The organism is Shewanella sp. KJ2020 (genome assembly GCF_024197625.1).
Taxonomy (GTDB): domain Bacteria; phylum Pseudomonadota; class Gammaproteobacteria; order Enterobacterales; family Shewanellaceae; genus Shewanella.
Window position 1 is genome coordinate 1 of record NZ_JAKUKD010000025.1, and the last position, 11,929, is coordinate 11,929.

General features: G+C 45.3%; 13 protein-coding genes. 4 read left to right on the forward strand and 9 right to left on the reverse strand.

Annotation, left to right across the window (positions count from 1 at the left end; genetic code table 11):
- Nucleotides 1-119 precede the first annotated feature (119 nt).
- From MJO46_RS13560 to MJO46_RS13570, 3 genes are read right to left on the reverse strand one after another with little or no spacing between them, the layout of a single operon-like run.
- A complete protein-coding gene (locus MJO46_RS13560) occupies nucleotides 120-773 on the reverse strand; it encodes a hypothetical protein (protein ID WP_253989754.1) in 654 nt (217 codons plus the stop codon).
- An 8-nt stretch (nucleotides 774-781) separates the two neighbouring features.
- A complete protein-coding gene (locus MJO46_RS13565) occupies nucleotides 782-1,858 on the reverse strand; it encodes an AAA family ATPase (RefSeq protein WP_253989755.1) in 1,077 nt (358 codons plus the stop codon).
- Nucleotides 1,845-2,063: a hypothetical protein gene (locus MJO46_RS13570; protein WP_253989756.1), complete on the reverse strand. Its 219-nt coding sequence runs from the start codon at nucleotides 2,061-2,063 to the stop codon at nucleotides 1,845-1,847. The genes MJO46_RS13565 and MJO46_RS13570 overlap by 14 nt, the downstream gene beginning before the upstream one ends.
- 361 nt (nucleotides 2,064-2,424) lie before the next feature.
- Here MJO46_RS13570 and MJO46_RS13575 point away from each other — a divergent pair, with 361 nt between their 5' ends.
- Nucleotides 2,425-2,580, forward strand: a complete 156-nt coding sequence (locus MJO46_RS13575; RefSeq protein ID WP_253989757.1) for a hypothetical protein — start codon at nucleotides 2,425-2,427, stop codon at nucleotides 2,578-2,580.
- A 28-nt stretch (nucleotides 2,581-2,608) separates the two neighbouring features.
- Complete coding sequence (locus tag MJO46_RS19915) at nucleotides 2,609-2,731, forward strand: hypothetical protein (RefSeq protein WP_301541988.1); 123 nt, start codon at nucleotides 2,609-2,611, stop codon at nucleotides 2,729-2,731.
- Between the two features lie 254 nt (nucleotides 2,732-2,985).
- Here the strand turns inward: MJO46_RS19915 and trmL are convergent, their stop codons facing one another.
- The gene (gene trmL / locus MJO46_RS13580; RefSeq protein ID WP_253989758.1) at nucleotides 2,986-3,450 is read right to left on the reverse strand and encodes a tRNA (uridine(34)/cytosine(34)/5-carboxymethylaminomethyluridine(34)-2'-O)-methyltransferase TrmL; all 465 of its coding nucleotides are present in this window, start codon (nucleotides 3,448-3,450) and stop codon (nucleotides 2,986-2,988) included.
- A 197-nt stretch (nucleotides 3,451-3,647) separates the two neighbouring features.
- On the opposite strand from trmL, the gene MJO46_RS13585 reads away from it, so the two are divergent.
- Nucleotides 3,648-4,502, forward strand: coding sequence for a DMT family transporter (locus tag MJO46_RS13585; protein WP_253989759.1), 855 nt, complete (start codon nucleotides 3,648-3,650; stop codon nucleotides 4,500-4,502).
- Between the two features lie 137 nt (nucleotides 4,503-4,639).
- On the opposite strand, the gene MJO46_RS13590 is transcribed toward MJO46_RS13585, so the two are convergent.
- The 4 genes from MJO46_RS13590 to MJO46_RS13605 form a co-directional block, all read right to left on the reverse strand.
- Nucleotides 4,640-5,515: a patatin family protein gene (locus MJO46_RS13590; RefSeq protein ID WP_253989760.1), complete on the reverse strand. Its 876-nt coding sequence runs from the start codon at nucleotides 5,513-5,515 to the stop codon at nucleotides 4,640-4,642.
- A 175-nt stretch (nucleotides 5,516-5,690) separates the two neighbouring features.
- Complete coding sequence (locus MJO46_RS13595) at nucleotides 5,691-6,629, reverse strand: DUF4424 domain-containing protein (RefSeq protein WP_253989761.1); 939 nt, start codon at nucleotides 6,627-6,629, stop codon at nucleotides 5,691-5,693.
- A gap of 30 nt (nucleotides 6,630-6,659) precedes the next feature.
- Nucleotides 6,660-6,893: a helix-hairpin-helix domain-containing protein gene (locus MJO46_RS13600; protein ID WP_253989762.1), complete on the reverse strand. Its 234-nt coding sequence runs from the start codon at nucleotides 6,891-6,893 to the stop codon at nucleotides 6,660-6,662.
- Nucleotides 6,894-7,008: 115 nt separating this feature from the next.
- The gene (locus tag MJO46_RS13605) at nucleotides 7,009-8,346 is read right to left on the reverse strand and encodes a coproporphyrinogen III oxidase family protein (protein WP_253989763.1); all 1,338 of its coding nucleotides are present in this window, start codon (nucleotides 8,344-8,346) and stop codon (nucleotides 7,009-7,011) included.
- Nucleotides 8,347-8,753: 407 nt separating this feature from the next.
- Here MJO46_RS13605 and MJO46_RS13610 point away from each other — a divergent pair, with 407 nt between their 5' ends.
- Nucleotides 8,754-10,811 carry a TonB-dependent receptor gene (locus MJO46_RS13610; RefSeq protein ID WP_253989764.1) on the forward strand — a complete coding sequence of 686 codons (2,058 nt, stop codon included), beginning with the start codon at nucleotides 8,754-8,756 and terminating at the stop codon, nucleotides 10,809-10,811.
- A gap of 86 nt (nucleotides 10,812-10,897) precedes the next feature.
- Here MJO46_RS13610 and MJO46_RS13615 read toward each other — a convergent pair whose 3' ends face one another.
- Nucleotides 10,898-11,881: a formate dehydrogenase subunit gamma gene (locus MJO46_RS13615; RefSeq protein ID WP_253989773.1), complete on the reverse strand. Its 984-nt coding sequence runs from the start codon at nucleotides 11,879-11,881 to the stop codon at nucleotides 10,898-10,900.
- Nucleotides 11,882-11,929 lie beyond the last annotated feature (48 nt).

Genomic DNA, 11,929 nt, shown 5'->3' on the forward strand with positions numbered 1-11,929 from the left:
ACGATTATTCACTGCGAAGGTGAAAGTTATCGTCGTAAAACGGCCCTGAGTAAGGGCGATTAAAATTCGGTATCAACCGGCCAAGATAATTGTCGGAAAACCGGCCAAGATAATTGACGCTAGATAGGTAAGAATGTTAGACCTCCTACAATTTTAGCCCTATTCCAATCAGCGACCCCACCAAAAGTTTCAAAATAACGACCAAAGGAGCTTCGAATTATCTCGTCTTCTTCAGATGCGTGTAAAACAACCTCTAACTTTAGTTCTTTCTTCCCAGGTTCAACGTACTTAATTTTTTCATTAGGACTTATACTACTGATGTGTTCTATAGACCGAATAAGATTTTGAGTTGTTTCCGGTAAACGATCATGTTGAATACTATTTAACATTGCCTCAAATTTAGCTTTCGAACCAGATACAAAGATGCAAGACGAAAGCCCAAATTCTGGATGCTTTTCAACTGCCCACTTTATCGGTTTTATATGTAAAGACTTAGATCCGACATCTTTAAGGTCATATTTATTAAATAGGCTTGTTGGATAATAACTTTTTGCAAGATATGACGGATGTTGAACAAACTTTATTACAACCTCCCCGTTTGCACATTGTGCTTTAGACTTTAGCTCGATTGCTTTAATCACATCGGATAAGTCACGAACCAATCTAGCTCTGGCTTCCGCAAACGTATATAGGTGTTTTTTGGGGCCACTACCTGATTTTATCTTAACTGAATCAGTGAGGGACTCTCCATAACCAATAATAAAGTTCTTCATATATCCTTTTACTCCTTCAGCGAATCTTCAATCGACCTTTTAACAATTGGTCGGCTTATACCCAATTTGGCAGAAATAGCTCGCTGAGAAAGGCCTTGGTCATAAAGCTTAATCACCATCGCTTTTTTCTCATTAAAGCTCAACTCTTCGTAATAATTAATACTTTCTTGTCCGGTTAAGGCTCGTAAAGATATTGCAGAGATAACATTAGCCCTTTTTTCCTGAGTAAGCTCTCTATCAATATCGCTAAATGACTTCCCAATGAACTTGTCTAAGTCTTCATTTTTGCCGTACGGTATTTCCGGCCAATACTCACGTAGATAATTGCTTATCATGCTTCGAGATGGCATTGTGAACGAAATTTCCATATCAAAACGCCTCCATATTGCAGGATCTAACAACTCTCCATGATTCGTTGCAGCTATCAAAAGAGAGGATGATGGCCATTCATCAATTGTCTGAAGTAAAACGGTCACCAATCTCTTCAACTCTCCAAGCTCTCTATCATCATCTCTTCGCTTAGCTATTGCATCGAATTCATCTAACAATAGAACACATGGGAAAGACATTGCGTGTTCTAATACAGCCCTGACATTGCTGCCAGTTTTACCTAAAAAGCTACTCATTACTGTAGCTAAATCTAAAACTAATAGAGGAAGGCCTAGTTGGTTGGCTAGCCACCTAGCTGACATAGTCTTACCCACGCCTGGTGGACCATTAAAAATTATTGATTTGGTTGGTTGTAAGCCTTCAGACAACAATGCATATTCATATTTTCTTTCTAGTAACACTTGTTCAAAGAGCTTACTAATATCTTCTGAATATATAGGAGCTTTTAACAACATAGCTGGTTCTTCAACTCTAACAAGGCTTTGTCGACTATCAGAGTCAACTGGCGGAGGCTGCCGTCTTAAATCTTTGCTCCTAAGGGCCTCGGACTCTAATCTTCGTGTCAATTGTTCATAAAGCGATGCATTAGTCACTCTTATTTTCGAAGCTAGCTTTCTAGTAGCCATTTGCCCAATAGATTTGTCACCTTTCAAAGCGGCATCTACCAAACTCAAAATAATTTTATCTTCTATCATATAAGCTCATTAAAATAACAACGGTATAGTGGTTATATTTCAAGCCTGATTCGCCACTAAAAGCTGTCTGTTTGCCATTTATTTTTATGAATGTACCATGCAAATTTGGGTTTGTACCGTTAAATTTTTCAATTGTGGTAATGATGTAAGTTGAAAATTGAATGCCAAACTTTACCAGTCGCTTACTCTCAATCAAAAACTTCATACATATACTTGCCAATCGCTGATTCCAGAGCGTGTTCTCGAATTCTACTTCTATGCTTGGTTTTTACTAGGTAAGTTTTTGATAAGTAATTTTATTTTTCACCATAGACTTTGAGTGCGACAGACTGGAACCATGCGCCAAATTTCCTCAAGCCGAAATGGCTTTTTACTCCGGTTCAGTAGTGCGGGTTGGTTAACCCTCCCATGATGGCCTCCTATTTAAAACTAGGTCATTTTTAAGTTTTGTTTTGAAAGGGCTTTGTGATTACAGAAGCATTAGTAACAACTCATTAATACCGAGATGCTAATTGGTTCCGATACCTCATTTTGGGGCAATATCTTTTAGCCAGATGAACAATTCAGTGGTCGTAAAGATTGTCATTGTTGCAACTGTGACCGTTGGCGGCATGGATGCCGCCGTCGAGCCCTCAGGGATGAGTTTATGGCGTGTCACAGGGGAAACAATGACAATTCATCCAGTACACCTGACGGATAAACTTATCTACTTTTTGGGGTAAAAAAGTCTTTCGCCAGATGAACAGTTCAATGGTCGTTCAAACTGCCATTGTTGCAACAGTGACCGTTGGCGGCATGGCCGTTCTTTCACATTTGACCCATAGGGGCATGGGAAATGCCACTATGATGCTGGGAACATCATCGGCCATGTGAACGCGGCATTTACACTTCCATGTGTTACAGATTCAGCCGTCGAGCCCTCAGGGATGCTTCTTGTGAAATAAAAGGGTGGCGTGTCAGTGGGAAACAATGACAATTCATCCAACATACCTAACGACAAAGTTATCTGGCTTTGGTGTGAATTGAGTTAAAGCAATCTCTCAGAGCTGATGGTTGAATGATTTGGCTTAGTGATTGGAATATTGGCTGGTTAAGTCCAGCCTAATCCAAATCAGTATTCCTAGGTATTAAACCGCGCCTTCAAACCCGAGCTGACGCCAGGCTTCGTAGCTGATAATCGCTACTGCATTGGAGAGATTGAGGCTGCGGCTGGTGGCCGCCATGGGGATGCGTAATCTCTGCTCGGTTGGGATTGACTCGATAATCGACATAGGTAGACCACGGGTTTCAGGGCCAAATAACAGCACATCATCCTTGGCAAAACTGAGCTCGGTATGGGGGCGACTACCCTTAGTGGTACAGGCCATAATGCGTTTGCCTGCCATGGCTTCGAGGAAGGCATCGAAGTCTTTATGGCGAGTCACATTGGTTAAATCGGCATAGTCTAGGCCCGCGCGGCGCAGTTTTTTCTCTTCAAAATCAAACCCTAGTGGCTCAATAAGATGGAGCTGGCTGCCGTTGTTTGCGCAAAGGCGAATGATATTACCCGTGTTGGGTGCGATTTCTGGCTCATAGAGTGCGATATGGAACATGCTTGCCCGCCTATAAAAAATGACGCCCGATTATACGGCAAACAAGGCTTAAGCGCAGCTCTGCGTGCGCATATCTAAAGCGGCATAAACGTCAGTCCATTTTTCTTTTCTTCCTATTAACCTTATCTCAGCACTTGCCTGTTGTATTCTCTCAAAGTAATATATCTCAACATCAAGATACTTTCTAAGAAGTCATTATGCCCTTTGTGATTGCGTTACTCGCCCCGGTGTTTTGGGGGACCACCTATGCACTGGTGAGTCTTTACTTACAGGATATGTCGCCCTACTGGGTGGCGGTTTGGCGTGCGCTGCCTGCGGGTATATTGCTGCTGATGCTGCGCCCACGTTTACCAACGCTGGCATGGTCTAAATTAAGCTTGCTGGCCTTTTGTAATATTGGCGCCTTCTTTGCGCTGCTGTTTATTGGGGCCTATCGGCTGCCTGGTGCCGTGGCGGGTACGCTGGGGGCGACATTGCCATTAATCTTTTTGATCCTCGCTTGGCTGATTGATAAAAAACGCCCGGGGATGAAGTGGTTACTGCTCGGCTTAATGGGCCTAGGTGGGGTGATTTTATTGTTTAATCCCTCGGCGGATCTCGACCCGATTGGTGTCCTGTGTATGCTGAGCGCGACGACTCTGATTGCCTTTTCTTCCCGTTGGATGCAGCGCTGGGATGTGGGTGATTTTTTAGTGCTCACCGCTTGGCAACTGTTTTTGGGCGGCTTGATGTTAATCCCGCTGGCTTGGTTTATGGCAGGGCCGCCACAGATACCGAGTATGAATGTGGTTCCCTCGTTAATCTGGCTTGTCATTGCCAATACCGCGGTGGCTTATTGGGCTTGGCTCTGGTCGATGCGAAATTTAGGACCAGAAATCATGGGCATGGTGGCTTTAGTCAATCCAGTGGTTGCCGTGTCATTAGGCGTATTGATTGTGGGGGAGACCTTAGATATGCGCCAATGGGCAGGGATTTTAGTGATTTTACTGTCGCTACTGCTGATGAAATTACCGCAAAACCTGAGGTGGAATCCCTTAAAAGCGAAGAGTTAAATGTTAAAACGCTTGGGCTTAAATTTACTGCCTTTGCAGGAATCCTCCTCGCGGAGCAGAGAGTAACAGCCGCTGCGGTGCTGCTGCATTTAAGCCATAAATGCTTACGGGAGCTGATTATTAACAAAGTCTGCGCCTCACTCCCCTGCATTAGTCCCAGTGCTGAGCCAAGCTTGTAATTTGGGCAAGATCGCCTGACCATCCGCCAGCCCTAGGTGATACACGGCGGTCACTTTATCGATATTGCGGTCAAGCCGCGAAAGATTAAGCGATGCAGCAGGCCGGATCACAAAGGTATTGCCGCTGGCAACACTCTGTGCGAGTTCCTCAAGGGATTGGTTATAACTTTGGTGGCGAACCTTTAGCGCGGCGGCTACCGCTGGATAAGTTTGATAACGCTTGCGCGCTAACCAGTTGAACTTCATAGGCGATTTTCGATATTTCTCGTCCTGAGTCAGGATCACCACTTGGCGTTTATAGCCGTCTTGCTGCGCCTTGGCTACCGGAATAGGCGCGGCGATACCACCGTCGAGGTAAGTTTGGCGGTTGATACTATAGGGATTGGCCATAAAAGGCAGGCTAGAGGAGGCGATAAGCACGTCGAGCAATTTATCGTGGTCGTTAAAATCCGTCATGCCAAAGTAATCGGTTTGCCCTGTTTGGCAGTTAAATGCGCCGACCTTAAACTCGGTACCGCTAGTTAAAAAGGTCTTAAAATCAAAAGGCAGTAACTCATAGGCCATACGCTTATAGGTAAAGTCGGTATTGACGTAGTTACCCGTGGCTAACAAATAACGAAGTCCCATGTAGCGTTTATCCCGCAGGTATTGCTGCTGGATGTTTAAATTGCGGCCAAACTGGCGTGAGACATAAGACGCGGGATAAATTGCCCCCGCCGATACACCAATCAAGTAGGGGAAGTACAGTTGCTGCTGTAAAAAAGCATCTAATACCCCGGCGGTGTAAATTGCTCTCAGGCCGCCGCCCTCTAACACTAAGGCCACATCTTGCATTGTGTTACTACTGTTTTATCGAATGGATAGAGCAGCATACTCTAGCTCGAGGGAGAAATGAATGCGGTATAGTTGATGCACAACTTCGACTGAGATTGTGCAAACTAACGGCACTTAATCTCATCTTGTCAGGCTGTCTACTCCCATCGCCCACTGCGGTAGCACTCAAGCTCACTTAGTAATCCGGTTTACGGATAAAGAGGATGCTAAGATCTTGCTTTGGCGTGAACTGTTTTTGCTGAAACTCAAAGGTGAGTGGATCGGTTTTTTTAAGTTCACCATCAAAACACAGGCTAATCAAATCTGTCGGTTGGGATTTTTTCAGGGTGAGTTTGAAGTCCTTAATCGCTCCTTGCCAGTTATTGGCCGTGACCAAAATATAGCTAAGGTGGCTCCACTCAACGCCAATCTCCTGATCTTCTCCGTCTTGTTTGACGATGAGATTGCGCTTCTTAATACCTTGTTTGGCGCTTTCATCTAAACAGGCAAGCTCAGTGTAGGTATTGATAATACTATTGGCGGTATCGGGGATGCCCGTTGAAATGCTCGGGGTATAGCTGTGGCTGATGGCGACAGATTGGCCCGCAGGGAAGGTTTGCTCCCACACAAAGTAGTCACTTAGGGTAAAGGCGACTTGCTGGTTTTCATCCAACCATTCCTTGGGGAGCGCGGGTTTGCCCTTGGGAACTACGCCATATTCGGCAAAGTAAGCCACTTCATCTACACTCCAGCCAAGTTGCTTAAACTCGGCTGAAATATCGGTTTTATCGGCAAGTTTGGCGACGAGCCTGTGCCCAGTCGGCTGGGTTTTGCCATTCACTTTGAGGGTGAAGTTATCAATGCTGCTGTGATCCGCGGAGCCAAAAAACATCGGCGGCATGGGGAAGGCGATGGGGACGATAAGATCCTGCGAACTGGTGTTGGTAAACACATAATCGACCCTGACTTCGGCCTCGCTGATGAACAGAGACTCTTTATCCATACTAATATGTGGCTGATATTTAAGGGTGATTGAACCATTGGCATCGCCAAAACTGCTGTCGTTGGCAAAAGCCGATACGCTAAATAGCAGTGCGGTTATACTGCAAATTAAGATGCGAAAATAAGATGGCATAGGTATCTCAACGAATTGGAAATAATAGAATTACTGGTGTCGGGCAAGTTCAATGGCCGCGGCGATAGCATTGTGCGCCTGGGGGCTATTTTTCCAGCAGGTACTGTGCAGCATGCTGGCGACTAGGTTGGTGATATCCTCGACTTCATGCTCGGCTAACTGGGCGAGTGAGCTGATGCCTATTTCTTCAAAGCGCTTAATTACGGTTGGGCCAACGCCCTTCACCGCCAGTAGTGCTTGTCTCTCTTGATCAGTAAAACCCATAACGAATACTCCTTTATTACTGGGTGATTGGCTCATGCATGAGTTGTGGCAAGAATAGCTTGAAATGGCGCTAACAAAAAGGCCCATCATGGGCCTTTAGTGGTTTAACTTATGCTTACATATCACAGGGTTTGAGTGGTTTACGTAACTGGGCACGCACGTTGTCCATACCAGCGTAAAACTCTTTCATCATCAACAGGCCCATCATCTTGCCGTTATCGGTCACGATCAAATTGTCGGGATCGGTTGGGTCGTTTTTAATGGCGCCAATCAGCTTCATCGAAGTCATTTCTTTAAACAGCGCAGTATCTAAGTTTACGCCAAAGGTTTCGCGGAAATATTTGCGCGACAGGCGACCGGAGAACATGCCCAGCAGGAAGCGATATTGCATCACATCCTTTTTGCTGTAGTTCTTTTGTTGCTCAACGCCCATCTTGCCCGCGGCAATCCGATCTTGGTATTTACGCAGGGAGAAAGTGTTCACATAAAGTGTGTCATTTAGGAAGCTAAATGAACCTGAACCGACTCCCAAATACTCATCGTAGTCGATTACATATTCATCAAAACCTTCGTCATTAGCTTTACCAAATGCCCATGCAGATAACTGATTATATTGACCATTTAAGCTGTTCAAGATCTGGCGATATTGGTTTGCCATATCCGCCTGTGGCGCTGCAAGTTTACCTTTAACACTCTTACGCGTTTGGTGCGTAATCATCAGTGGATAGGTAGTGATCTGCCTTGGGTCGAGGCGTGAAGCCATATCTAAATCGTGCTGGATCACTTCATCGGTTTGACCGCGAAAGCCAAAAATCAGGTCGACGTTGATAATGGGGAACAGTTCTTTAGCCGCCATGATCTTGTCGAAGGTTTGCTGACCTGTGCCGAATTTGTCGAGGCGGTCGGTCATTTTTAAAATATCGTCGTTAAAGCTCTGTACGCCGATGGACATGCGATCCACTAAGCCCTTGAGTTGCTTAAAGCCTGGGCTGTCTAAATGCTGCGGATCGGACTCGCAGGAGACTTCTTTAATACTAGGGAATAAGGTTTTGGCGTGTTCTATGGTACGAGCCAGTTCGTCTTCTAATACCGTGGTGGTGCCGCCGCCAATGTACATAGATTCAAAGTCATAGCCTAAGGCTTTGACCATTTCCATCTCTTTACGCAGAGAGATGAAATAGGCGCGCGCCTTGTCTTCCTTAAACATAAAACGGTGGAAGGTGCAGTAAGAACATAAGGTATGGCAGAAGGGCACATGGGCATACAACATGTACTTTTTGCCCTCGACCGGTGCTGGCATCATTTCTGCGGAAAGCGTATCGAGGCGAAGATTCTTATCGACATAATATTGCATGACCCGTTCCATCGAGCCGAGCATCCAGTTAGGGACGGTAATATTCGCTTGATAAGGCGTTGCGATCGCGCCGCTGAGCGTTTGAATAACTGAAGACATAACGATTCCTATCTGAGAGTGCTAACCGTAAACACCGTAATTGCTTTAGGTAATTCACGACCACCTAGCGCAATTAGATTATCTCGTATGCTAAAAACAAAACGTGAACTGGTTATAAGTTACGGTTTCCTAACAAGGAAATCACGGTCTTTTTGTTAAGCAGATCATGTTTTAGTGATTGCGGATGGATTTTGATAAGGTGATTTTATGATCTAATTCACTGAATGCTTTGGGAGTTTTGCTTCGTTTAATTTTACAACAGTGTATCAGTTTGACATATATCACACAATACAAATACCAATGTAAATGATAACGATTCTTAATTGATGTTAAGGTTATTTTAATATAAATTGACGGCACTTTTAATTAACACCTTTCTATCAATCACAGCGAGTTCGAGGACTTTCATGGAACACAGGGCGTTTAAAAAAAATGCAATTGCCGCAATTATTTCGAGTCTAGCTATTTCATCGGCCTATGCCGCAGTGGATGCTGAATCGAGCGAACCAATTGAAAGAATTACTGTTTATGGTGAAAAAATTGAGCGCAGTTTAAAGGATACTACCTCCTCGGTATCTGTGATTGATAAGGATGCACTCGATAGCGGCCAGTACCACTCTACCTCGGATGCCCTATCTGAAGTCCCTAACGTGGTCGTGCTCTCGGGTTCTGTACCCGATATTCGGGGCGTTTCAGGCAATGGCTCTGCATCGGGATTTAACTCTTTTACCGGTGGTGCTCGAGCGCGGGTGTCTACGCTGGTGGATGGTGTTGCCGAGCCTTTTGTTGCCGATCTCACCGGTGACACAGGCCTATGGGACATTCAACAAATTGAGGTGTTCCGTGGTCCGCAGTCCACTATCAATGGCCGTAACAGCATTGGTGGTACTGTGTTTATTAAAACAGAAGATCCTACCTTCGATTGGCAAGGAGCCGCCCGTGTTGGTTATCGCGATCAAGATAACTTTATCGACAGTGCTGTGATGCTCTCAGGCCCCATACTGGATGATGAATTGGCATTTAGGGTGAGTGGGCAAAATGTCACGGGCGAAACCTACAATAAAGGGTTCGAATACGAGACGAATCCCGCCACGTTTGACCAAAATGAACTCATTACCAATCGCTGGCGCGGCAAATTCCTGTGGCAACCGAGCGCAATTGAAGACCTAAAAGTGCTCTACAGCTTTTCATACAATGATGAGAAAGGTGACTCAGGGCGTAACTATTTTACCGGTGACGATCCATGGGCCTACAAGCCTATTTTCCAGCGTTATATTGAAACCAAATCCACGACCCACTCGGTTAAAGCGGATTATGACCTCGGGGAAGGGCGAGCCTTAGATCTGATCGTGGCTTATATGGATTACGATTGGGGCTTTGAATCCTATGAGGCGCTCGTCACTGCCCAGCAATATGTGGATATGAAGGATGAGAGTTATACGGTTGATGGTAAATACAGTTTTGGATTAAACGATAAAGATTTCAACGGTTTTGTTGGGTTAGCCTATTTCAAGCGTAGCCAAGATTTTGGGAGCACAGGTAGCTCAGTCTACAGTGGTGATGACAGTAGTAAGTCAATGTCGGTATACGGTGAGATGACCTATGGCCTCGCTGAGTCACTTTGGCTTACCGTGGGCGGCCGCGTGATGCGTGAAGAGCAGTTGCGTAATTTCACTATGCTATACCGAGGCAGCCAGCTTGAAGAGAAACTCGATGACGGTAGCACGGTGACCTTGCCGAAATTGGTTTTACAATATGCTCTCAATGAGAGTACGACCTTAGCAGCCAGCGTGCGTCGTGGTTATAACTCGGGTGGTGGTGCACTGTCGTTAGCCGAAAGTGAGTATTACTACTACGACGAAGAATACGTAAATACCTATGAACTTAGCAGTCGCAGTTCATTTGCCAATGGCGATGTTAACTTAAGTGCTAACCTCTTCTATAACGATTTTGATGGTTATCAAGCGTCTAATAGCGCTCGCAAAATCACTAACATAGATAAAGCTATCACCTACGGTATCGAAGCCGAATTGAGCGCTATGATCAGTGAAAACTGGCAATTTATTTCCGGTGTAGGGTTACTGGAAAGCGAAATCAAAGAGGCTGATCCAAGTTACGGTGACATTGTGGGTAATCAGCTGAACTCAGCACCACACCTTACCGCAAATGCGGGATTAAAGTACTGGATAGGTGATGCATTTTCCTTAGGTTTTTCAGGCAACTATGTAGGTGAATATTTTGCCGATATCAATAATACTGAATCGAGAGTGGCGGGTGATTATGTGGTGGCTCGTTTGAGTGTCGATTATCAAACTGATACCTGGAGAGTCAGTGGTTTTGTGAATAACCTATTTGATGAACAAGCCATGACAGTAAATGAACCCCCAAGCAGTACTTATACCGATGGTTATGCGTCCATTATTGACCCAAGAAATATCGGTGTCTCTGTGATGTATCGCTTTTAAGCCGTTGGTTTAGTTAGCAGTCACAATATTGCCCCATAAAAAAACCTCCACAGCATGCTGTGGAGGTTTTTTATTTTCAGCGACTTTTACTCTTTATATTTCAAAGTGCCGTTAGCTTTGATTTCGTCGTACCACAGGTTGTGGTGCTGAGTCGCCCAGTTTTCATCACAGTAACCAGACACCATACACTCCATACCACCTTCTGACATCACAGTTGCCATAAAGATGTGCACGATAGAGAAAGCGCAGATCACGATAGCGCTCACTGAGTGCAGTACTAGTGCGATCAAGCTTAAGGTACGGCTTGGTTCGAAAAGATTTGGGAAGAGTAACAACATGCCCGAGGCTGAAATCACTAGTCCAAACAGGGCAAAGGCCCAGAACCACATTTTCTCACCGGCGTTGGCAAAGCCTGCGTCAGGGTGTTTACCTTTGAACGGGCCAAAGTTGATGTAACCACCAACAACCAGGAACCACTTCACGTCGTACATTTTTGGCAGCTGGTTCTTCGCCCATAACACTGTCATCAATGCCCAGCCGATCATAAAGGGGATCGCCATCACATCGTGGATTTGCTTAGCGCCATAGACGATTGCTTCCCAGATGCCTTCCCCCAACCAAGGTTGGAAGAAGAAGCGACCCGCTAACAAAGTTAAACCCGTTAAAATCAACAATAGGCAAGGAATAGCGCCTAACCAGTGGATTGAAACGTCAAACTTAGACCAGCGATGCACTAGCTTGCCTGAAAAACCATGGTGTAGCTTAGAAATGCCGTTCACCTTGATAAATAAGACAAAGATAATGATCATGCCGAATAGCGCTGCCATTAAAGCCGGCGCTAACCAGTCGCTACGCAGTTCCAGTACCCGCAGATCATAGGTATTGATCGGTTGGGCGTGGAACTCGCTTTGGGAGGTAGTGTATCCCGTGGCGCCATCCTTCAGCTGTGCCCAAATTTGGGCATCAGAGGCTTGAGGTTGGAGCGCTTGTTCATCACCACCATTGGCTAGACACACGGCACTAAAGAGCAGTGCTATGGCTAAGCCTATGTGTTTGAACCATTTGTTCATCATATATCCTCTCTCCCTTAGTGGCGCCCGCAAGCAGGCGCCAAGCTA